This window comes from Novosphingobium barchaimii LL02, from assembly GCF_001046635.1.
Classification (GTDB): domain Bacteria; phylum Pseudomonadota; class Alphaproteobacteria; order Sphingomonadales; family Sphingomonadaceae; genus Novosphingobium; species Novosphingobium barchaimii.
Genome location: NZ_KQ130452.1, coordinates 768,350 through 789,818, shown reverse-complemented (window position 1 = coordinate 789,818; position 21,469 = coordinate 768,350). Strand labels below are relative to the sequence as shown.

General features: G+C 65.9%; 24 protein-coding genes. 10 read left to right on the top strand and 14 right to left on the bottom strand.

What is annotated here, in order from left to right; translation table 11 throughout:
* The first annotated feature begins 13 nt into the window (after positions 1-13).
* Positions 14-550: a DOMON-like domain-containing protein gene (locus tag V474_RS04015; RefSeq protein ID WP_059150218.1), complete on the top strand. Its 537-nt coding sequence runs from the start codon at positions 14-16 to the stop codon at positions 548-550.
* On the top strand, positions 547-1,746 hold the full coding sequence (locus V474_RS04010; RefSeq protein ID WP_059150217.1) for an exo-beta-N-acetylmuramidase NamZ family protein: 1,200 nt from the start codon (positions 547-549) through the stop codon (positions 1,744-1,746). The genes V474_RS04015 and V474_RS04010 overlap by 4 nt, the downstream gene beginning before the upstream one ends.
* On the opposite strand, the gene V474_RS04005 is transcribed toward V474_RS04010, so the two are convergent.
* From V474_RS04005 to V474_RS03985, 5 genes are all read right to left on the bottom strand, one after another.
* Complete coding sequence (locus V474_RS04005; protein ID WP_059150216.1) at positions 1,740-2,021, bottom strand: hypothetical protein; 282 nt, start codon at positions 2,019-2,021, stop codon at positions 1,740-1,742. The two genes, V474_RS04010 and V474_RS04005, sit on opposite strands and share 7 nt — an antisense overlap.
* 200 nt (positions 2,022-2,221) lie before the next feature.
* Positions 2,222-3,403, bottom strand: a complete 1,182-nt coding sequence (locus tag V474_RS04000; RefSeq protein ID WP_059150215.1) for a vWA domain-containing protein — start codon at positions 3,401-3,403, stop codon at positions 2,222-2,224.
* Between the two features lie 7 nt (positions 3,404-3,410).
* The gene (locus V474_RS03995) at positions 3,411-4,307 is read right to left on the bottom strand and encodes a DUF817 domain-containing protein (protein ID WP_059150214.1); all 897 of its coding nucleotides are present in this window, start codon (positions 4,305-4,307) and stop codon (positions 3,411-3,413) included.
* A gap of 9 nt (positions 4,308-4,316) precedes the next feature.
* The gene (locus tag V474_RS03990) at positions 4,317-4,751 is read right to left on the bottom strand and encodes a GFA family protein (RefSeq protein WP_059150213.1); all 435 of its coding nucleotides are present in this window, start codon (positions 4,749-4,751) and stop codon (positions 4,317-4,319) included.
* Between the two features lies 1 nt (position 4,752).
* The gene (locus V474_RS03985; RefSeq protein WP_059150212.1) at positions 4,753-5,598 is read right to left on the bottom strand and encodes an AAA family ATPase; all 846 of its coding nucleotides are present in this window, start codon (positions 5,596-5,598) and stop codon (positions 4,753-4,755) included.
* 126 nt (positions 5,599-5,724) lie between these two features.
* On the opposite strand from V474_RS03985, the gene V474_RS03980 reads away from it, so the two are divergent.
* Positions 5,725-6,936: a glycosyltransferase family 87 protein gene (locus V474_RS03980; RefSeq protein ID WP_059150211.1), complete on the top strand. Its 1,212-nt coding sequence runs from the start codon at positions 5,725-5,727 to the stop codon at positions 6,934-6,936.
* On the opposite strand, the gene V474_RS03975 is transcribed toward V474_RS03980, so the two are convergent.
* The 3 genes from V474_RS03975 to V474_RS03965 all read right to left on the bottom strand — a co-directional run bounded on the left by V474_RS03975 (position 6,907) and on the right by V474_RS03965 (position 11,606).
* Positions 6,907-8,211 (bottom strand): serine hydrolase, encoded by a 1,305-nt coding sequence (locus tag V474_RS03975; RefSeq protein WP_059150210.1) that lies wholly within the window; start codon positions 8,209-8,211, stop codon positions 6,907-6,909. The genes V474_RS03980 and V474_RS03975 overlap by 30 nt on opposite strands.
* Entirely contained in the window at positions 8,204-10,213 is a 2,010-nt protein-coding gene (gene parE / locus V474_RS03970; protein ID WP_059150209.1) for a DNA topoisomerase IV subunit B, read from the bottom strand. Before parE ends, V474_RS03975 begins: the two co-directional genes overlap by 8 nt.
* 196 nt (positions 10,214-10,409) lie before the next feature.
* Positions 10,410-11,606, bottom strand: coding sequence for a penicillin-binding protein activator (locus tag V474_RS03965; protein WP_059150208.1), 1,197 nt, complete (start codon positions 11,604-11,606; stop codon positions 10,410-10,412).
* A gap of 40 nt (positions 11,607-11,646) precedes the next feature.
* On the opposite strand from V474_RS03965, the gene rsmI reads away from it, so the two are divergent.
* The 4 genes from rsmI (at position 11,647) to V474_RS03945 (ending at position 14,547) form a co-directional block, all read left to right on the top strand.
* Positions 11,647-12,474 carry a 16S rRNA (cytidine(1402)-2'-O)-methyltransferase gene (gene rsmI, locus V474_RS03960; RefSeq protein ID WP_059150207.1) on the top strand — a complete coding sequence of 276 codons (828 nt, stop codon included), beginning with the start codon at positions 11,647-11,649 and terminating at the stop codon, positions 12,472-12,474.
* A 13-nt stretch (positions 12,475-12,487) separates the two neighbouring features.
* On the top strand, positions 12,488-12,847 hold the full coding sequence (locus tag V474_RS03955; protein WP_059150206.1) for a YraN family protein: 360 nt from the start codon (positions 12,488-12,490) through the stop codon (positions 12,845-12,847).
* Between the two features lie 113 nt (positions 12,848-12,960).
* Positions 12,961-13,932: a glutathione synthase gene (gene gshB, locus V474_RS03950; RefSeq protein ID WP_059150205.1), complete on the top strand. Its 972-nt coding sequence runs from the start codon at positions 12,961-12,963 to the stop codon at positions 13,930-13,932.
* Between the two features lie 12 nt (positions 13,933-13,944).
* A complete protein-coding gene (locus tag V474_RS03945) occupies positions 13,945-14,547 on the top strand; it encodes a DedA family protein (protein WP_059150204.1) in 603 nt (200 codons plus the stop codon).
* A 16-nt stretch (positions 14,548-14,563) separates the two neighbouring features.
* Here the strand turns inward: V474_RS03945 and V474_RS03940 are convergent, their stop codons facing one another.
* The 4 genes from V474_RS03940 to rph form a co-directional block, all read right to left on the bottom strand.
* Entirely contained in the window at positions 14,564-15,463 is a 900-nt protein-coding gene (locus V474_RS03940) for a tyrosine recombinase XerC (RefSeq protein WP_059150203.1), read from the bottom strand.
* Positions 15,463-16,614, bottom strand: coding sequence for a radical SAM family heme chaperone HemW (gene hemW / locus V474_RS03935; RefSeq protein ID WP_059150202.1), 1,152 nt, complete (start codon positions 16,612-16,614; stop codon positions 15,463-15,465). The genes V474_RS03940 and hemW overlap by 1 nt, the downstream gene beginning before the upstream one ends.
* Before the next feature lie 9 nt (positions 16,615-16,623).
* The gene (gene rdgB, locus V474_RS03930) at positions 16,624-17,253 is read right to left on the bottom strand and encodes an RdgB/HAM1 family non-canonical purine NTP pyrophosphatase (protein WP_059150764.1); all 630 of its coding nucleotides are present in this window, start codon (positions 17,251-17,253) and stop codon (positions 16,624-16,626) included.
* Positions 17,254-17,315: 62 nt separating this feature from the next.
* Entirely contained in the window at positions 17,316-18,032 is a 717-nt protein-coding gene (rph, locus tag V474_RS03925) for a ribonuclease PH (protein WP_059150201.1), read from the bottom strand.
* Positions 18,033-18,160: 128 nt separating this feature from the next.
* Between rph and hrcA the strand changes: the two genes are divergently transcribed.
* From hrcA to V474_RS03910, 3 genes are all read left to right on the top strand, one after another.
* A complete protein-coding gene (hrcA, locus tag V474_RS03920) occupies positions 18,161-19,204 on the top strand; it encodes a heat-inducible transcriptional repressor HrcA (protein ID WP_043973091.1) in 1,044 nt (347 codons plus the stop codon).
* A gap of 18 nt (positions 19,205-19,222) precedes the next feature.
* Positions 19,223-19,798 (top strand): nucleotide exchange factor GrpE, encoded by a 576-nt coding sequence (gene grpE, locus V474_RS03915; protein WP_043973093.1) that lies wholly within the window; start codon positions 19,223-19,225, stop codon positions 19,796-19,798.
* A 243-nt stretch (positions 19,799-20,041) separates the two neighbouring features.
* Positions 20,042-20,305: a glycine zipper domain-containing protein gene (locus V474_RS03910; protein ID WP_043973094.1), complete on the top strand. Its 264-nt coding sequence runs from the start codon at positions 20,042-20,044 to the stop codon at positions 20,303-20,305.
* Between the two features lie 92 nt (positions 20,306-20,397).
* Here the strand turns inward: V474_RS03910 and V474_RS03905 are convergent, their stop codons facing one another.
* Together V474_RS03905 and V474_RS03900 are read right to left on the bottom strand one after the other, a co-directional pair.
* Positions 20,398-20,883, bottom strand: a complete 486-nt coding sequence (locus V474_RS03905; RefSeq protein WP_059150200.1) for a hypothetical protein — start codon at positions 20,881-20,883, stop codon at positions 20,398-20,400.
* Positions 20,880-21,404, bottom strand: a complete 525-nt coding sequence (locus V474_RS03900) for a copper chaperone PCu(A)C (protein WP_236710625.1) — start codon at positions 21,402-21,404, stop codon at positions 20,880-20,882. The genes V474_RS03905 and V474_RS03900 overlap by 4 nt, the downstream gene beginning before the upstream one ends.
* Between the last annotated feature and the right edge of the window lie 65 nt (positions 21,405-21,469).

Below are 21,469 nucleotides of genomic sequence, written 5' to 3'. Positions count from 1 at the left end.
TAGGCTTGGCGGCATGGCTGAACTAACCTTCCACCCCGCGCATCCTCCCCTGTCGGTGCGCAGCATCGAGGCGCGCATCATCGGTTTCGATGCGACATGGCTGCGTGCGCGCTGGAAGATCATGGGCGCGGGCAAGCTGGCGGTGCCCTCCTTCGCGGGCAAGGGCCGCGCCGACGACTTGTGGCAGACCACCTGTTTCGAGCTGTTCCTGAAGGGGGGCGAGGGGCCGGACTATACCGAACTAAACCTCTCCCCGTCCGAGCGCTGGAACGTCTACGACTTCACCGCTCGGCGCGAAGGCAGGACCGAGCGTCCCATGCCGCGCGAGCCGGACTGCACCTTGCGCCTTGGCACCGACATGGCGATCTTCGACGCCGCCATTCCCGCCGCGGGCCTGCCCGCCGCGCCGTGGGACTGCGGGTTCACCGCCGTGATCGAGGAAGCGGGCGGCCACAGGAGCTACTGGTCGCTGGCCCATACCGGCGATGCACCGGATTTCCACGATCCGGCTTGCTTCATCGAAAAGGTTGCGGCACCCAGCGGCCCATGAAGTTCGGTATCGACCGCCTGCTTGCGGACCCCGCCCTGCGTGCCCCTCTCGAAGGCAAGCGCGTTTCCCTGATCGCCCATCCCGCCTCGGTTACCGAGGGGCTGGTCCATTCGCTCGACGCGCTGATCGCGGCCGGGGTGAACGTGACCAGCGCCTTTGGTCCGCAGCACGGCCTGAAGGGCGACAAGCAGGACAACATGGTCGAGACCATGGACGAGGTCGACCCGGCCTACGGCATCCCGGTGTTCAGCCTCTACGGCGAAGTGCGCCGCCCCACGCCGGCGATGATGGACACCGCCGACGTGTTCCTGTTCGACCTTCAGGACCTGGGCTGCCGCATCTATACCTTCGTCACCACGCTGCTCTACCTGCTGGAAGAAGCGGCGCGCGAGGGCAAGAGCGTCTGGGTGCTGGACCGCCCGAACCCGGCAGGTCGCCCGGTGGAAGGCACCACGCTGATCGCCGGGCAGGAAAGCTTCGTCGGCGCCGGCCCGATGCCGATGCGCCACGGGCTGACGCTGGGCGAGATGGGCCACTGGTTCATCCGCCAGTTCAACCTGAACGTCGACTACCACGTGATCGCCATGGAAGGCTGGCAGCCGGACGCGGCGCCGGGCTTCGGTTGGCCGGAAGACCGGATCTGGATCAACCCCAGTCCCAACGCCGCCAATCTCAACATGGCCCGCGCCTATGCCGGTACGGTGATGATCGAAGGCGCAACGGTTTCCGAGGGGCGCGGCACTACCCGCCCGCTCGAAGTCCTGTTCGGCGCGCCGGATATCGACGCCAAGGCCGTGCTGGCTGAAATGCAGGCCTTCGCGCCAGAGTGGCTGGCAGGCTGCGCCTTACGCGAATGCTGGTTCGAGCCGACCTTCCACAAACATGCCAAGGCGCTGTGCAACGGCCTCATGATCCACGCCGAGGGCAGCTTCTACGACCACGAGGGCTTCCGCCCGTGGCGGCTGCAGGCGCTGGCGTTCAAGGCGATCCGCCGTCTACAGCCGGATTACCCGCTGTGGCGCGACTTCCCTTACGAGTATGAGTTCGACCGCCTCGCCATCGACGTCATCAATGGCGGCCCGGCCTTGCGCGAATGGGTGGATAACCCCGCCTCGCTACCGGGCGATCTCGACACGGTCGCCGCCCGCGATGAAGCGGCCTGGCGGAAAGAAGTCGCCGACCTGCTGCTTTACTGAGCGGGGGATCTCCGGGCCGGTCCGTCGTTGAAGACGGGCGGCTCGATCATCCTGCCGGTGCCGGCTTCGACCAGCACCGGGCAGCCCTGAACCCGCTTTTCGACGGCGCTGAGCAGCAAGGGCGGGGAGGGCGATATCGCCTGCGGCTGACGAGCGGACTTTTCGGCCGCCCGCTGGATGACGTATTCGCACTTGCGGCGGTCCTGTGACTTGTCGCCGTCCGGCGCCGCCGCTGCGCCAAGCGCGGTGGAAAGCAGAAGCAGAGCCGTAATCATCGCCGTTCTCCTTTGATGACCAAGTCTACGCCGCTGTACCCGCGCTGCCAACAGATAGCCGGGAAAGGCGGGCGCAGTCATACAGGGTCTGATTTAACCCGATCTCCCCACCTCCGCTGGTCCTGAGCCTGTCGAAGGGCGTTGGCGCTGCGCTGCGGTCCTTCGACAGGCTCAGGACGAGCGGAGGTGGGGGGCAGGCTCTACCCCTTCTTGCGGGTCAGTTCCCGCATCGCCTTGTCCAGCCCGTCCAGCGTCAGCGGGAACATCGAGCCGCCCACGATCTCGCGGATCATCTTGGTCGAACCGGAATAGTTCCATTGCCGCTCGGGCGAGGGGTTTAGCCAGACCGTCGCCGGGTAGGTCTGCACCACGCGGCCAAGCCACACCGCGCCGGCTTCCTCGTTCATGTGCTCCACCGAGCCGCCGGGATGGCTGATCTCATACGGGCTCATCGCGGCGTCGCCGACGAAGATCACCTTGTAGTCATGCCCGTACTTATGAAGCAGGTCCCATGTTGAAGTGCGCTGCGACCAGCGGCGCTTGTTGTCCTTCCACACGCCTTCGTAGAGGCAGTTGTGGAAGTAGAAGAACTCCATGTTCTTGAACTCGCCGGTGGCGGCGCTGAACAGTTCCTCCATGAGGCTGATGAACGGGTCCATCGAACCGCCCACGTCGAGGAACAGCAGCACCTTCACCGCATTGTGCCGCTCTGGCCGCATGACGACGTCGAGCCAGCCCTGCTTGGCGGTGCCCCGGATGGTCTCGTCGAGATCGAGTTCCTCGGCCGCGCCTTCGCGGGCGAAACGGCGCAATCGCCGCAGCGCCACCTTAATATTGCGGGTGCCCAGTTCCTTGGTGTTGTCGAGATTGGCGAACTCGCGCTTTTCCCAGACCTTCACCGCGCGCCCATGCTGGCCTTCACCGCCGATGCGCACGCCTTCGGGGTTGTAGCCCGAGTGCCCGAACGGCGAAGTGCCATTGGTGCCGACCCATTTGTTGCCGCCCTGATGCCGCTTCTGCTGCTCCTCAAGCCGCTTCTTGAGCGTCTCCATGATCTCGTCCCACGAGCCGAGCGCCTTCACCTTCTCCATTTCCTCGGGCGAGAAATAGCGTTCGGCGAGCTTCTTCAGCCAGTCCTCGGGAATGTCGACCGGCTGCTGGCCGTAGTCGGAAAGGATGCCCTTGAAGACTTTCTGGAACACCTGGTCGAAACGGTCGAGCAGGCCCTCGTCCTTCACGAAGGTGGCGCGGGCAAGGTAATAGAAAGCCTCTGGCGTCTGGTCGATAACGTCCTTGTCGAGCGCCTCGAGCAGCACGAGGTGCTCTTTGAGCGAAGCCTGGATGCCGGCGGCGCGCAGTTCGTCGATGAAGTTCAGGAACATGGGGTCATCACCTCATCTCGGCATGGGCGGACGCGGCAAGCTGCGGCGCTTCCTTCGCCCTTGGTCGGTGCACCGCCGCGACCAGTACGAACGAAATATACATCAGCAGGTACCACGCGCCCAGCTTGGAAGGATGGACCAGTGCCCAGCCGCCGCGCTGGTTCGGGTAGATCCAGGCGCGGGAGAACGTGGAGATATTCTCGGCGAACCAGATGAACAGCGCCACCAGCAGCCAGCCCAGCAGCAGCGGCATCCAGCGGTCCTCGCGCCAGACGCGAAACCAGATACGGGTGCGCGCGAAGAACAGGGCCAGCGCCGCGAACAGGACAAGGCGCATGTCCGTCAACCAGTGGTGGGCGAAGAAGTTGACGTAGATCGCCGCTGCCAGCGCTATGCTCAGCGCCGGACTGGGGTAGCGTGAGAACCGGAAGTCGAAGATGCGCCAGACACGCGCGATGTAACTGCCCACCGCCGCGTACATGAAGCCGGAGAACAGCGGCACCCCGGCCACGCGCAGCAGGCTGGCCTCGGGATATTGCCATGATCCGAACGCGGTCTTGAACAGTTCCATGACCGTGCCGACGATGTGGAAAGCCAGGATCACTCTGGCCTCCTCCATCGTCTCCAGCCGCAGCGCCAGCATCGCGATCTGGATGCCCAGCGCGCTCAGCGTCAGGAAATCGTAGCGGGCCAGCGGCGCATTCGCCGGGTAGAACAGGTGCGTTCCCAGCAAGAGGCCCAGCAGCAGTGCGCCAAACAGGCAGGCCCACCCCTGTTTGAACCCGAACAGCAGAAATTCGTAAAGCCATGCCCGCCACCCGGGACGCGGCTCGAACCGTTCGAGACGCACCCGGATCGCGGCAAAGCGCGTATGGGGGATCGGCTCCGGCCCGCCGGGCGACATGGACAAGGATCAACTCGCCGAAGAGGGAGCGGGCGCTGGAGGCTGCGCGGGAAAGCGTTCCAGCGCGGGGTCGATCACCGCCCCGTCGGGCGCCTCGTCGGTCCAGATCGCCATCGTGGGCTTCAGGCCGTGGCCTTCGTCCAGCAGGCCCAGGCGGATCGTGCGAAACTGCGGCCGGGCGCTCGATCTTGCCAGCACCGGCGTACCGCAGTCCGCACAGAACTCATGCGTCAGCACGTTGCCGCTCGCTGCCACATAGGCGTGATCGGCGCGGCTGCCGGTGATCGTAACCGCATCTGTGGGGAACATCGCATTGTTGGTCGGCCCACCTGCGGCGATGCGCTGGCACTGGCGGCACCAGCACTGGCGCGTTGCCGCAGGTTCCGCCGCGATGGAAACGGTGACAGCGCCGCAGTTGCAGCGCCCGGTGTAGGGGACAGTCATCTCAGCTGCCCCGGCGGCTCATGAAGGCCAGCCGTTCGAACAGCATCACGTCCTGCTCGTTCTTCAGCAGCGCGCCGTGGAGCGGCGGGATCGCCTTGCTGGGGTCCTTGTTCTGCAGGACGTCCAGCGGCATGTCCTCGTTCAAGAGCAGCTTGAGCCAATCGAGAAGTTCGCTGGTTGAAGGCTTCTTCTTCAGGCCGGGAACGTCGCGAAGTTCGTAGAAGATCTCCATGGCCTTGCGCACCAGCGTCTTCTGGATACCGGGGAAGTGCACGTCGACGATGGCTTCCATCGTCTCCCGGTCGGGGAACTTGATGTAGTGGAAGAAGCAGCGGCGCAGGAATGCGTCTGGCAGGTCCTTCTCGTTGTTCGAAGTGATGACCACCACCGGGCGTTCCGCGGCGGCGATGTGCTGGCCGGTTTCGTAGACATCGAAGGCCATCCGGTCGAGTTCGGCGAGCAGGTCGTTGGGGAATTCGATGTCGGCCTTGTCGATCTCGTCGATCAGCAGGACCGGCAGTTCGGGGGCGGTGAAGGCCTCCCACAGCTTGCCCTTGCGGATGTAGTTGCCAATATCGTGCACCCGCTCGTCGCCGAGCTGGCCGTCGCGCAGGCGGGCCACGGCATCGTATTCGTAAAGGCCCTGGTGCGCCTTGGTGGTGGACTTCACGTTCCAGGTGATGAGCGGCGCCTTGAGGGCGGCGGCGATCTGTTCGGCCAGCACGGTCTTGCCGGTGCCCGGCTCACCCTTGACCAGCAGCGGGCGGCGCAGCAGCACGGCGGCATTGACCGCAACCTTGAGATCCTCGGTGGCGACGTAATCGCTGGTGCCTTCGAAACGCTGCATAGGCCGTCCTGTCCGCTTTAACTATCCGGTTAAGGTCTAAGTTGTGCGTCGCAGCAAGGCAAGGTCGTTTGGTGGGTGCGCAACCGGCGATGGACAACCCCGCCACCGCGTTGCACAGCACGGGCCATGGGGGCTGATTTCCTGCGCACGATGGACTGGCTGGGCGCCGCGCGCGCGCGCGGATACCTGCGCCTGCTTGCGCTGCTCAATGCCGTGATGCTGATCGCCTTGATCGCGACATCGCATGGCGGGGTCGACCGCAACGGGTTCCTGCTGGGAAGCGACTTCATCAGTTTCTGGACGGTAGGCCAGATGCTGGGCGCCCATGCCAATCCCTATGACGGGGCAGCGCATATCGCGGCGCAGCGCCTGTTGTTTGCGTCGGACACGGGATATACCGCATTCTTCTACCCCCCCTCTTTCCTGCCGTTCTGCCGGCCGCTCGGGCTGCTGGGGTACTTTCCGGCGCTGGGCCTCTGGCTGACAGCGACGGCGGCCGTCTACCTCGCAGCCCTGCGCGGCTGGTGGCGAGAGGCGGACACGCGGATGCCGCTATGGCTGCTGTTCCTGGCGTTTCCCGCCGTGCCGATCGTGGTGACGCATGGACAGACCGCCTTCCTCGTCGCCGGACTGCTGGGGCTGGGTGCATGGCTGGTGCCTTCGCGCCCGGTGCTGGCGGGCGTATTGTTCGGGCTGGCGACGATCAAGCCGCAGTTCGGCGTGCTGCTGCCGCTGGTCCTGCTGCTGACACGCGAATGGAAAGTCATCATCGCCGCCGCGCTGACCGCGCTGACGCTGGCCGCCATCGCGGCGTTCGCCTTCGGGTGGCAGACCTGGCCCGACTGGCTCGCCGCCAGCGCCCGGGCCGAGGAAGCCATGGCGGCCGGAGGGGTCGGCTACGCCAAGATGACCAGCCCCTTCGCCGCACTCAAGCTGCTGGGGGCCTCCACCACGCCGGCCTACGCGGTGCAGGCGATCGTCTCGCTCGCGGTTGCCGGCCTGGTGGGATGGGCTGCCTGGCGCCGCCGCTGGTCGCCCGCCCTTGCGGCCGGCACTCTGGTCGGGGCGCCGCTGGCAACGCCGTTCGTGCTCGATTACGACATGGTAATCCTTGCCTTTCCGCTGCTGTGGTTGACCGGGCAGGGGCTGCGCGGCGGCTTTGCGCCTTGGGAAAAGCTGGCGATTACGCTCGCCTTTGCCGCTCCGGCGTTTGCCCGGCCGCTGGCGATGAACGCCGGGATTCCTGTGATGCCACTAGTGCTGGCGGGGCTGTTCGCGGCTGCCTGGCGGCGCGCTGTGGCGCCTGGCTTACCCGCCCGCCAGCTTGGCGAGCCGTAGCATCAGCGTCTGGAAGCGGTCGTTGTCGACTACGGCGTTGGGATCGTTCCAGCTGCCGCTCACGACTGACCATGCGCCTGTTTTGCCGCGCAGCAGCCACGTCATGCTGATCACGCCGTCTTCGGAACCGCCCTTGTAGCCGACGTAGGGCCAGTCCTTGACGGTGATGTTGTCCATCGCGGGATTGATCGCCAGGATATCGAAGGCTTCTTTGCTGCCCAGTCTGCGCAGGTCGTCCATGATCCGGGTGAGGTCGGCGGGCGAGGCGAACCATTCGGCCTGCTCGATCGCGACAGGGCCGTGGCCGAAGACTTCACCGGGGTCCGCCTCGGCAACCCCGGAAAGATCGAGCGCCGCGCGCTGCGCCGCTCGCTGCGCTGGGGCGGCGCGGGCGTAGCGCTGCGCGGCGTCCTTGCCCTGCCTTTTCAGGGCAAAAATCTCGCCCGTCGTCAGGATCGGCAGCATGGCTTCGGGTTTGGCATGGCCGGACAGCCTCACTTCCCGCTCCAATGCCTCAGGCCCGACCAGCCGCACGAGGATATCCGTCGCGGAATTATCGCTGATAGAAATCATCAGGCTGGCGAGGGTGTGCAGCGTCACCGGCGCGCCTTCGGGAAGATTGTGAATGGTGCCGCCGGGGAAGGACTTGCCGGTAACCGGCACCACGTCGCTCCAGCGGCGCTGGCCCTGCTGCACCTGCCGGGTAAGGGCGGCCAGAACGTAGAGTTTGAAGGTGGAGCCGATCGCCAGCCGTGTATCCGCAGCGCGGCCGTGCGTGAGCGTCGGCGATCCGCCGTCCTCCCCCAGCTGGAAGACAGCGTAGCCTGCCTTGCCATGGAGGTCGGCGAAATCGGCGTCGATTTGTTCAAAACTGTCACCGGCCGGCGTCAGGGCGAAGATGCGGAAACCCGACACTTTGCCCGGCGCCGCCGGGTTGAGTTCGATCCGCGCCGGGGCGGCGGCATGGGCGAAGCGCAGCGTAAAGGTGGCCGATCCCCGTTTCTCGCGCAGGAAGCCTTTATAACCCTGTACTTCGCCGCCCTGCGCGGTGAGTTTTGCGGCAAGCGTTCGCAGCTGTTCGGGCGGAACGGCGGCAAGGAACCTGGCGTCGAACACATCGGCCGGATCGCGCTTGCCCTGCAGGACGGCAACGACTTCTCCGGTTCGCTGTTCCAGCAGCCTGGCGGCATCGTCCTGCGCGTGGGCACAGATCGGCGCGATGAGAAGCCCGGAAAGCACGGCCGCAGCAGCGGCGCGCAAACCGGTTTCACGCATCGATGAGTTCCGGGTCGATTTCACCCGCACGGTTCTGGATGAACTGGAAGCGGTGTTCGGGATTGCGGCCCATCAGGCGGTCGACAAGGTCCTTCACCGCCGCGCGGTCTTCGTATTCCGGCGGCAGCGTGATGCGGATCAGCGAACGGCTCTTCGGGCTCATTGTGGTTTCGCGCAGCTGCTGCGGGTTCATCTCGCCAAGGCCCTTGAAGCGGCCGACCTCGACTTTCTTGTTCTTGAACTGCGTCGCTTCCAGTTCCGCGCGGTGGGCATCGTCCCGGGCATAGGCCGAGGTCGAACCGGAGACGAGGCGGTAGAGCGGCGGCTGGGCAAGGTAGAGGTGCCCGCGTTTCACCAGGTCAGGCATTTCCTGGAAGAAGAACGTCATCAGCAGCGTGGCGATGTGGGCGCCATCGACGTCGGCGTCGGTCATGATGATGACCCGGTCATAGCGCAGGTTGTCGGCGTTGCAGTCCTTGCGGGTGCCGCAGCCAAGCGCGAGGCCGAGGTCGGCGATTTCCGAATTCGCGCGGATCTTGTCGGCGGTGGCGCTGGCGACGTTGAGGATCTTGCCCCGGATCGGCAGGATCGCCTGAGTCTTGCGGTCACGGGCCTGCTTGGCCGAACCGCCTGCCGAATCGCCCTCGACGATGAACAGTTCGGTTTCGCCGCTGCCTTCGCCAGAACAGTCCGTCAGCTTGCCGGGAAGGCGCAGCTTGCGGGCGTTGGTGGCGGTCTTTCGCTTGACCTCGCGCTCCGCCTTGCGGCGCAGGCGGTCGTCCATACGCTCCATCACCGCGCCCAGCAGGGCCTTGCCCCGGTCGAGATTGTCGGTGAGGAAGTGATCGAAGTGGTCGCGCACAGCCGCTTCCACCATGCGCGCGGCCTCTGGCGAAGTGAGGCGGTCCTTGGTCTGGCTCTGGAACTGGGGGTCGCGGATGAAGACCGAGAGCATGACTTCGCTGCCGGTCACCACGTCGTCCGGTATTATGTCCTTGGCCTTCTTGGCCTGCCCGACCAGGTCTGCAAAGGCGCGGATGCCCTTGGTCAGCGCGCCGCGCAGGCCTTGTTCGTGCGTGCCGCCATCGGGTGTCGGGATGGTGTTGCAGTACCAGGAATACGCGCCGTCGGAGTAGAGCGGCCAGGCGATCGCCCATTCAACCCGGCCCTGTTCGGAACCGTCATCTCCCTTGGGGAAGTCCTGGCTGCCGGAGAAGAACTGCGTGGTGACGCATTCGCGGGTGCCGATCTGCTCGGCAAGATGGTCGGCAAGACCGCCGGGGAACTGGAACGTCGCCTCGGCCGGAACGCCGTCGACGGCCAGTGCGGGCGCGCATTTCCAGCGGATTTCGACGCCCGCGAAAAGATAGGCCTTGGAGCGCACGAGCTTGAACAGGCGTGCGGGCTTGAACTTCTGGTCGCCGAAAATTTCGATGTCTGGGGTGAAGGTCACCGAAGTGCCGCGCCGGTTGGGCGCCGCGCCCACGCGCTGGATTGGCCCGAGCGTTTGCCCGCGCGAGAATTCCTGCGCGTAGAGTTCCTTGTTGCGAGCCACTTCCACGCGGGTCTTCACCGAAAGCGCGTTGACCACCGAGATGCCCACGCCGTGCAGACCGCCCGAGGTGGCATAAGCCTTGCCGGAGAACTTGCCGCCCGAGTGGAGCGTGGAGAGGATCACCTCCAGCGCCGACTTGCCAGGGAACTTGGGGTGTTCGTCAACCGGGATGCCGCGCCCGTTGTCGGTGATGGTGATGCGCCCGGCGGTGCCGGGTTCCTCTTCCAGTGTGAACTCGATGCGGTTGGCGTGGCCGGCGACGGCCTCGTCCATCGCGTTGTCGAGCACTTCGGCGGCGAGGTGGTGCAGCGCCCGTTCGTCAGTGCCGCCAATGTACATGCCGGGACGGCGCCGGACGGGTTCAAGCCCCTCCAGCACCTCGATCGCCGAGCCATCGTAGGATTCGCCGGTTGCGGCGGGGAGCTTGTCAAACAGGTCGTCGGCCATGAGCGCGACTATAGGGGGAGCGCGATTCCGCAAGCAAGCGCGTAGCCAAGGTTTTTCCGCAGGCTCACCCGTTTTCGGGCCTTGAGAGCAGTATGGACCAAATCGGGAACAGTTTTATCCGTCCGTGCCGGGGTTATCGGCACGAACGGAAGCAACCGCCCGGGTCCTTGCGGGCCAATTGAAGGCCCGCGGCGAATCACTCGCCGAACTTGACCGGGGCCGGGCTGATGACCTTGACGGCGCCGGTCTGGACTTCGCGCACTTCCAGCGCCCGCTCGACAAGGCCGCCGCGCGTGAAGCGGAAAGCGCCGTCCACGCCCAGGAACCCGCCGGGGAAAGCCTTGGTGTCACGCAGGGCCTCCGCCGGGAAGCGTGAACCGGGCTTCCAGTCGCGCGCGACGCGCAAGGTCAGCAGGACGGCGTCGTAGCCCAGCGTGGCGATGCGGAAGGGCTGGCCGCCGAAGCGGGCACGGTAGCTCTTGGAGAACTGACCGAAGCGCTGGTCGGAAACGGTGGCGAACCATGCGCCGGCCAGTGCGGGGGTGGTGGTCAGCTCACGCTCGCCGCTCCACAGTTCGGTGCCGAGCACGCGCACGGTGGAGCCGCCGACTTTGACCGGGCCCTTGAACGCGGTCGCGGCGCGGGCCGAAAGGCTGCCGCTGTCGGCGATGAGGAGCGCGTCGAAGCCGCCCTTGGCCTTCACCCGCTGCGCGGCCGAAGCGATCGAGGCGGCACTGCGCTCATAGGGTTCGAGCGCGATCACCGAGCCGCCACCTGCGCGCACGGCGCCAAGCAGGGCGCTGCTGGTGCGGTCGCCATAATCGCCGCGCGGAACCAGCGCGGCGAAAGTCGAAATGCCCTGGGCGCGGGCATATTCGACCGTGCGGGTGACCGACTGGCCCGGCAGGTTGCCCATGATGAAGACGTCCTTGTTGGCCGCCTTTTCGTCGTTCGAGAACGAGATCACCGGCACCTTGGCGGCCCTTGCAACAGCGGAGATCGCCGGAATGTCGTCTGCCAGCAGCGGCCCCAGGATCAGCTGGTTGCCGTCAGCGACGGCCTTGCGCGCGGCTTCGGCGGCGTTGGCCGAGGTATCGTAGGTTGTGACGCGCAGATTCTTTGCCGAGGTGTCGAGCAAAGCCATGTTGGCGGCATTGGCGATCGACTGGCCGACACCCGCATTAGCGCCTGTCACCGGCACCAGCAGGGCCACGCGGTGGCGCTCGGTATCCACGGGGATGTCGCTTTGTGTGGGGCGCGTTGGCGGGGGCGGGGGAGGGGCGGTCGACGTCGGCGCCTTGGGTACCACGGCGCAGCCCGCGAGCACGGCCATCGCGGCTGCGGCGAGGAGATTGCGCCGATTGATCCGCCGATCTTGGCCTTTGTCGAACATTGCTTGCCGCTCCCTTGGTCTATGGGCCATGAGTCTGGTGATGGAAAACACACTTTCGCCGGGCCTGTACATAGTCGCAACCCCCATTGGCAACCTGGGGGACATCACCTTGCGGGCCGTCGACACCCTGAAAGGTGTGGCCGCAGTCGCCTGCGAAGACACCCGCATCACCGGAAAGCTGCTGCATCATCTGGGGATAAAGCAACGGCTTATCCGTTACGACGATCACGCAGGCGAGCATGACCGCGAACGCCTGCTTGCACTGATGGAGGCTGAACCCGTGGCGCTGGTGAGCGATGCGGGCACGCCGCTCATCTCCGATCCGGGCTACCGACTGGTGCGTACCGCGCGGGAGCGGGGCATTGCCGTCACCAGCCTGCCCGGCGCCAATGCCGCGGTGGTTGGCGTGACGCTTTCGGGTCTGCCGAACGACCGGTTCCTGTTCGCCGGCTTCCTGCCCAACAAGGCCAAGGCGCGCGAGGATACGCTTGCCAGCCTTGCCGCCGTGCCGGCAACGCTGGTGTTCTACGAAACCGCACCGCGTCTGGGGGCATCGCTGGCGGCGATCGAAGCGGTCCTGCCGGGGCGCGAGGTTGCCGTGGCGCGCGAGTTGACCAAGAAGTTCGAGGAATGCCGCACCGGCGCTCCGTCAGAGATCGCCGCGCACTACGAGGCGCATCCGCCCAAGGGTGAGATCGTCCTGCTGATCGCCCCGCCGGGGGATGAGGCCAAGGGCGAGGTCGATGTAGATGCCCTGCTGCTGGCAGCGCTGGCCGAGGCAAAGGCCTCGCAGGCCGCAGCGGCTGTGGCCAAGGCGACCGGGCTTGATCGCAAGACGCTTTACGCGCGGGCGATGGAGCTGAAATGACGGGGGAACTGAAATGAACACCCGCGCGCGGGCCGAGCGGGACGGACGGCGCGGGGAAACACTGGCTGCGGTCTACCTGTGGCTGACCGGTTGGCGGGTGCTGGCAAGGCGGGTGAAGACCCGGCGCGGCGAGGTGGACCTTGTCGCGCGGCGCGGACGGATGCTGTGCTTCGTGGAAGTGAAGTGGCGGCGCACCGGCAAGGAACTCGACATCGCCATCGACGAACGGCGGCTGCGGCGCGTGGCGGACGGCGCCGCGCTGCTGACCGCGCGCTACCAGCGGCCAGGCGACGACGTGCGCATCGACGTGATCCTCATCGCGCCCGGTCAGTGGCCACGCCGGATCATCAATGCCTGGCAGCCGATGGGATGATCGGCGACAGTTTAGCAAAGCTCAACGCTTGAAACTCGCAATTCCGGTCGCACCTTTGGGGCGTTGCGGCTAAGCCGCGCCCGACAACCCTTTCGCAAAGGCCGATACCTGCCATGAGCTTACGCGTAGCCGTCCAGATGGACCCGCTCGAAACCGTCAAGATCGGGGGCGACAGCTCGTTCGCACTGATGCTCAGCGCCCAGGCGCGGGGGCATACGCTGTTCCATTACGACGTACGCACTCTGGCCTATGATGCCTCGCACGGCGCCGCCGGACGGCTTACCTGCTGGGGCGCGCCGGTCACCGTGCAGAAAGTGGAAGGCGCTCACTTCACGCGGGGCGAATACCGGCTGATCGACCTTGGCGAAGACATCGACGTGGTGCTGATGCGCCAGGACCCGCCGTTCGACCTGGGCTACATCACCGCCACTCACCTGCTGGAGCGCCTTGCCGGGCGCACGCTGGTGGTCAACGATCCGGCCGCCGTGCGCAATGCGCCGGAGAAGGTCTTCGTCCTCGACTATGCGCGGTTCATGCCGCCCACCTTCATCGCCCGCCGGATCGAGGACGTGAAGGCGTTCAACCAGCGTAACCCGGGCGATCTCGTCATCAAGCCGCTTCACGGCAACGGCGGCAAGGCGGTGTTCCGGGTGCCTGCCGATGGCTCCAACCTCGGCGCGCTGATCGAGATGTTCGAGAACGCCTGGGTCGAGCCGTTCATGGTCCAGCCCTTCCTCCCCGACGTGTCGGAAGGCGACAAGCGCATCGTGCTGGTCGACGGCGTGTTCGCGGGCGCCATCAACCGCAAGCCGGGCGAGGGCGAGTTCCGCTCCAACCTTGCGGTGGGCGGATCGGCAGAGGCCAGCCAGCTCACTTCGGCTGAAGAGGAAATCTGCGCAGCGCTTGGCCCGGAACTCAAAGCGCGCGGGCTGGTTTTCGTTGGTATCGACGTGATTGGCGGAAAATGGCTGACGGAAATCAACGTGACTTCGCCCACCGGCATCGTGGCGATAGACCGCTTCAACGGCACCGACACCGGGGCCATGATCTGGGACGCCATCGAGGTCCGCCACGCGGCGATGTGATCGGCGCGTCCCATGGCTGAGTGGATCTACGAAATCGTCCGGCAGGGCGGCTATCTCGGCATCATGTTCCTGATGGCGATGGAGAATATCATCCCGCCGATCCCGTCCGAGGTCATCATGGGCCTTGGCGGGATCGCCGTAGCGCGCGGCGACATGCACTTCTGGCCGCTCCTGTTATGGGGCACGGCTGGAGCGGCGCTGGGTAATTACGTACTGTTCCTCATCGCCGACCGGCTGGGTTACGAACGCCTGCGCCCGTTCATAAACCGCTGGGGCCGCTGGCTGACGCTGGAGTGGCACGATGTCGAAGTGGCGGGTAAATTCCTTCGGCGGCACGGGCACTGGGTGGTTTTCGTGCTGCGCTTCATGCCGATGTTCCGCACGATGATCTCGGTCCCGGCGGGACTGGCACACATGGGGCACTTGCGGTTTCTTCTGTTCACCGCTGCGGGCGCTGCGATCTGGAACGCCCTGCTGATCCTGGGCGGGCGCTGGCTTGGCCATACGCTGTCCGAGGCGGAAGTGTGGCTGGGATGGGCTACCGTGGCGATCGGCGTGGCGACCGTGATCGGCTATATCTGGCGCGTGGCGACATGGAAGCCGCGCGAGGGCTGATCGCGGGAAATCTCCATTATCCCTGTTCTCTCGGATGCGCGTTGCGGTAGACGTCCAGCAAAGTCGCTGCATCCACCCGCGTATATATCTGCGTCGAGCTTAGCGACACATGCCCCAGCAATTCCTGAAGCGAACGCAGGTCCGCGCCCGCACCCAGCAGGTGCGTCGCAAAGCTGTGGCGCAAGGCATGGGGCGTGGCGCTTGCCGGCAAGCCCAGCACCACGCGCGCGCGCGCCACGGCCTTTTGCACCATCCCCTGAGAGAGCGGCCCGCCCTTGGCACCCCGGAACAGCGCCTTGTCCCGCTCTACCGGCCAGGGGCACTTTTCTACATAATCCGCGACGCCCGCACGCACGATCGGCAGCAAGGGCACCATGCGCTGCTTGCTGCCCTTGCCGGTAACCACCAGCGTCTCGGCCAATGGAAGCACCGCGCCGGTCAGCGACAGGGCCTCGGCAATGCGCAGCCCCGCGCCGTAGAGCAATAGCAGCACCGCCCGGTCGCGCGCGCCGATCCATGGCAGCGAGGCGTCTTCCTCGACAATGGAGGCAAGGTTCACCGCCTCGTCCGGGGTGATCGGGCGCGGCAGGCCCTTCTTCACGCGCGGCCCCTTGAGACGCGGCGGGGCCGCCTGCGCCATCCCGGCTCGGTTGCGGGCAAAGGAAAGGAAGGCCTTGAGCGCCGAAAGCTCCCGCGCGGCGGAGACATTGCCGATCCCGTCCTGCCGCCGCGCCGCGAGATGACCGCGCAGCGCCGGAGCCTCGATCTTCGCCAGCGAACCCCAGTCGCTGTCACCCAGCGCATCCAGCAGGCGCGAGGCCGTTGCCAGATAGGCGCGCACGGTATGCGGGCTGCGGCGGCGATCGTGTGCCAGATACGCGCCCCAGGCCTCCATAAGGTCGGCCTTTTGGGCCATCAGCCTTCGACCAGGCTTGAGGGCACCAGTTCGCCGAGCAGCCCGTCGAGCAGGCACATGCCGGCCTCGGTCACGCCGATCCACGAACCTTCGCGGCGGATCAGGCCCTGTCGTTCGTAGAAGTCCGCCTTGGACGTATCGCATAGCTGCGCCGGACGGTGGCCAAAGCGCTTCGCCATCACATCGAGGTCCACGCCTTCGCGCAGGCGCAGGCCCATCAGCATGGCCTCGCTCGCCTGTTCGGAGAGGCCAAGGCCGCGTTCCTCGACAACGCCGTGGCGCCTGGCGTCGATGCCGGCCAGCCAGTTCTCCGGCTTGCGGTGGCGCACGGTGGCAACGCCGCCGCGCCGTCCGTGGGCACCCGGGCCGATGCCGCAATAGTCCTGATAGCGCCAGTACGTCAGGTTGTGGCGGCTTTCCTCGCCAGGGCGGGCGTGGTTGCTGATTTCGTAGGCGGGCAGGCCGGCAGTTGCGGTCATCTCGCGGGTAAGGGCGAACATGTCGGCGCAGGCGTCTTCGTCCAGCGGCGTGAAGTCGCCCTTGCGCACCATCGTCTCGAAGCGCGTACCCGGCTCTATGGTCAGCTGGTAAAGCGAGAGGTGCCCCGTCCCGTAGGACAGCGCCTGCGAAAGCTCCGCGCGCCAGCCGTCCAGCGACTGGCCGGGACGGGCATAGATGAGGTCGAAGCTGACCCGGTCAAAATGCGTCTGCGCCACATCCAGCGCAGCCAGCCCTTCACCGGCATCGTGCAGCCGTCCAAGAAAACGCAGCGTCTCGTTGTCGAGCGCCTGAATGCCCAGCGACACGCGGTTGACGCCCACGCTTGCCAGCGCGGCATAATTCGCCGCTTCGACCGAGGAGGGGTTGCCCTCCAGCGTGATCTCGATGCCGGGCGCAAAGCCCCAGAGCTTTTCCGCTTCCTCCAGCAGCCGTGCCACGAGGGCAGGAGGCATCAGCGATGGCGTGCCGCCGCCGAAGAAGATCGAATCGAGCGGTTCGCCGCCTGCCAGCGCGTGTTCGTGGCGCATGTCGGCGAGCAGTCCATCCTGCCATGCGGCATGATCGACCCGGTCGCGGACATGGCTGTTGAAGTCGCAGTAGGGGCACTTTGCGAGGCAGAACGGCCAGTGGATGTATAGAGCGCGGGCCATCAGATCAGCTTACGCGCCGAATTGCTCCGCGACCAGCTTGGCAAAGGCATCGGCGCGGTGGCTGATGCGTTGCTTTTCCGCGAGCGGCAGCTCGGCGAATGACTGGTCGTGGCCTTCGGGTATGAATGCGGGGTCATAACCGAAGCCCATCGTGCCGCGCGGCGGCCAGCAGAAGGCGCCGTTCACGCGGCCCTCGTAGACGGCCTCATCACCCTCGGGCCAGGCGATGGCGAGGGTGCAGGAAAACCAGCACGAACGGTCGACTTCGGCGCCTTGCTGCGCGAGCAGGCCTTCGACCTTGCCCATCGCCATGTACCAGTCGCGGCCCGGATCGCCTTCAAACCACTGCCGCTCGGCCCAGTCGGCGGTGTAGACGCCGGGGCGCCCGCCCAGCGCCGTCACCGAAAGACCGCTGTCGTCGGCAAGCGCCGGCAACTGCGCGGCCTTGGCGGCGGCGTGGGCCTTTAGCAAAGCGTTCTGGGCAAACGTGGTGCCGGTTTCCTCAGGCTCGGGCAGTCCGAGCTGGCCGGCAGACAGGCACTCGATGCCGTAAGGGGCGAGCAGCGCGGAAATCTCGCGCAGCTTGCCCGCGTTGTGCGTGGCGATGACCAGGCGTTGTCCGTCGAGTTTCCGGGTCATCGAATATTCCTCACACATCAGGCGCATGGCCTCCACATTGGCGGAGGCCATGCAGGGTAGTTTTAGCGGCCAACAGCCTTGGCCTGCGCCGCGAAGATACCCTCGCAGCCGATGCGGGCAAGGCGCAGGAGGCGCAGCAGGCCTTCTTCGTCATACGTCGCGCCTTCGGCGGTGGCCTGTGCTTCGGCGATCTTGCCGCCTTCGATCAGTACGAAGTTGGCGTCGGCATCAGCGGCGCTGTCCTCGATGTAGTCGAGGTCGAGCACCGGGGTACCTTCGCAGATGCCGCAGGAAACGGCGGCGACGCGGGCCTGGATCGGGTCTTCCTTGATCTTGCCTTCGGCCATCAGCTTGTCGACGGCAAGACGCAGCGCAACCCATGCGCCCGAGATCGAGGCGGTGCGGGTGCCGCCGTCGGCCTGGATCACGTCGCAGTCGAGCACGATCTGGCGCTCGCCCAGCTTCTTCATGTCGACCACCGAACGCAAGGAACGGCCGATCAGGCGCTGGATTTCCTGGGTGCGGCCCGACTGCTTGCCCTTGGCCGCTTCACGGCTGCCGCGCGTGTGAGTGGCGCGGGGCAGCATCGAGTATTCTGCCGTAACCCAACCTTCGCCCTTGCCGCGCAGGAACGGGGGGACCTTTTCCTCGACCGAGGCGGTGACCAGCACGCGCGTATCGCCGAACGAGATCAGCACCGAGCCTTCGGCATGCTTGGTGAAGCCGGTCTGGATATCGATGGCGCGCATTTCGTCTGCGGCACGGCCTGAAGGTCGCATGGAGTCATCCTTGTCTGAAACTACGCTCGGCCCCTAGTCGCATAAGCCGCGGGGCCGCAAGTCCTGTGGAAGTCGACTGTGCCCAAGCGGGGCATTGCCTAAGCCGGGGCATGGCCTAAATGAAACATATGCCCACGCCGCCGATCACCGAAATGACCACCCGCGCCCGCGACATCTTCCGGCTGGTGGTGGAAGGCTATCTCGCCACCGGTGCGCCGGTCGGTTCGAAGATTCTGGCCGGGCCCGGGGGCATGAACCTGTCCTCTGCCTCGATCCGATCGGTGCTGGCGGACCTTGAGGGGCAGGGCCTGCTCGCCGCGCCGCATACCAGTGCCGGCCGGTTGCCGACCGAGGCGGGGCTTCGCCTGTTCGTGGACGGCATCATGCAGGTGGCCGAACCCACGGTGGAGGAACGCCTGGCGATCGAGAGCCGCATCTCGACCCCCGGCCCGATCGAGGCAGCGCTGGAGGCGACCAGTGCGCTGCTTTCCAGCCTCACCTCGGGCGCGGGCGTGGTCATGGTGCCCCGGCGTGAGCCGCGCCTGACGCACCTGCAACTCGTGCCGCTGGGGCCGGGAAGGGCGCTGGCCGTTTTGGTGGGCGAGGACGGCGGGGTGGAAAACCGCATCGTTGAACTGCCCATGGGCCTGCCGCCCGGTGCTCTGGAGGAAGCCTCCAACTACATTTCCGCGCATCTGATCGGCCGCACGCTGGCCGAAGCAGCGCTGGCGATGCGCGCCGACATATCCTCGGGCAAGTCGGCGCTCGATGCCGCCAGCCGCGACCTTGTCGAACGCGGGCTGGCCGTGTGGAGCGAGGACGCCATGGCCCGCCCGGTGCTGATCGTGCGCGGACAGGCGAATCTGCTGGACGAGGCGGCGCTGACCGATCTCGAACGGGTGCGCTCGCTGCTCGACGACCTTGAAAACAAGCAATCGGTCGCCGACCTGCTCGACACCGCGCGCGAGGCGCAGGCGACGCGGATATTCATCGGCTCGGAGAACCGGCTTTTCGCGCTTTCCGGGTCTTCGGTGATTGCCTCGCCGTACCGGGACCGGGAAGGAAAGGTGGTCGGCGTGGTGGGGGTTATCGGCCCCACGCGGTTGAATTATGCGCGCGTAGTGCCCATGGTGGATTTCACTGCCCAGAGCCTGGGCAAGCTCATCGGATAGCTGGAACAGTAGAAGAATATGACCGACGACAAGAAGCAGTCTCCCGAAGACCAGACTGTAGACGCCGCCGTGGCCGAGGAACTGAAGGGGGTTCCCGAGGATATGTTGGATTCCAAGGGCGAGAACGAAGAACTGGCGCAGTTGCGTGAGGAACTGGCCGGCGCGAAGCAGGAAGTGCTTTACGCCCGCGCCGAAACGCAGAACGTGCGCCGCCGTCTGGAAAAGGACGTCGCCGACACGCGCGCCTATGCCGCCACCGGCTTTGCCCGCGACATCCTGTCGGTGTCGGACAACCTGGCCCGCGCGCTGACGGCGATCCCCGCCGACATGCGCGAGGACGAGAAGCTCAAGGGCCTCGTCGCCGGGATCGAGGCCACGGGCCGCGAGATCGACAAGGTGTTCACCAGCCACGGCATCACCCGCATCGCCGCCATGGGCATGCCGCTCGACCCCAACCAGCATCAGGCGATGATCGAGGTTCCCTCGGCCGATGTCGAAGCGGGCACGATCGTGCAGGAGCTCCAGGCCGGTTACATGATCAAGGACCGCCTGCTGCGCCCCGCGATGGTGGCCGTGGCCAAGAAGCCCGACTGATAGCGATGCGCTTGGGTCAGGGGGCTTCGACAAGCTCGGCCTGAGCGGATTTTGTTAAATGCATGACCCCGGCGGCGCTGCGTTTGCGTAGTGCTTTGCCGGGGTTATGTTTGCGGTCGGGCATTTTCCCGGCAAACACTGCTTATGCCGAGCGTTCCGAAGCATGTGTCGTTTTGTTGCGGCGGAACCTCTCGCGTTTTTCTCCGTTGACTTGGCATAGCATGACTTTTTCGGAGACCATCGATGCGTAAGTTTATCCTCCCCATCCTCGCAGCCGGTGCGTTCAGCATGGCTGGCTGTGCCAGCAACTACGGCGGTGAAGGCGCTCTCGCCGGCGGCGCACTCGGTGCAGGCGTCGGTGCCATTACGGGCGGCAACGTAGCCACCGGCGCGGCGATCGGTGCGGCAGCAGGCGCTGTGGCTGGCTCCACCGCAAAGAAGGATGGCGATCGCGGCTGCTATCGCTACGACCGCCGCGGCGACCGTTACTGGGATCGCGATTGCTGATCTGGGCGCGGACTAGATAACCCAAATGGGTCGCACGTGGGGCGCGGACGAAATATCGCCGCGCCCCGTTTCGTTTCACGACGCAGTTTGGTTTAGAGGCGGGCGCGGTCGAACGGCACTATGCCCCGGTAGCTTTCCAGTGGAGGCGCTCCCGGCACATCCACGCCAAGCCCCATCAAAAAGATGTGGCGTACGATTTCGGCCTGTTGCTCGATGCCGTAGCGCTCCAGCGTCCAGCCTGGACGCAAGGAATAGTCGTAGCGGCACAGCGGATGGCGCATCAGCGGCAGATACCACCGTCCCTTGCGCTGTGTCTGCCACACATGCGTCATCTCATGAATGAAGAGCCCCTGCAGCCCGAGCGGTGCCTGCGAGAAATCGCCTCTGTACAAGCTGGCTCGCGGGTGGAAATGCAAGTGGCCGCAAGGCGCCATCGCCGTGTTGACCGGCTGAAATGGAAACCATTTGCGCCGCCGCACTCGCACCGGGCCGCAATCGATCGCCTCGCCGAAGACGGAGCGGATCAGCGCCGCCTCGCCCGCCGTCAGCGCGCGTTCTTCTCCGGGTGGGACGCTCAGTGGTGCATCCCTTCCATGTCGCCCATGTCGCCCATGTCGCCGCCCATCGCCTCGACGGCGAGCGGCATCGACAGCTTGTCTCCGTCAGAAAACGTCATCGTCAACTCCGCCTTGCCACCGGCTTTGAGCGCGGCAGGCAGGTCGAAGACCATGACATGCAGCCCGCCCGGCGCGAAGACAACCGACGCGCCGGGGTCGACCGGCAGCGAATCGACCTTGCCCATGGAGCCGCCCTTGGTCTCGTGCATTTCGGCCTTGCCGGCGCCCAGAATACTGACGGCGGCCAGCGTAACCGGCTCGGCGCCGTCGTTGCGCACGGTGAAATAGACCGCCGCCGGGCGCCCGGCGATCACCGGAAGCACCAGCTTGCCGTCGCTCGCGACCAGTCCCGGCTTGGCATCGGGGCCGGTGAGGGTGGCCTCGTTCGAGGCGGTGGGGCTGTCCGGCTCCTTGCCGCAGGCGCCCAGCGCAAGGGCCATGGCAGTGCAAAGAAGCAGGGCGAGGGGGCGATGTGGTTTCACGGTCAAGGTATCCTTGTGACTTCGCCGGGGAAAAATCGCTCGCCTAATGCCATTCGAGAACACTT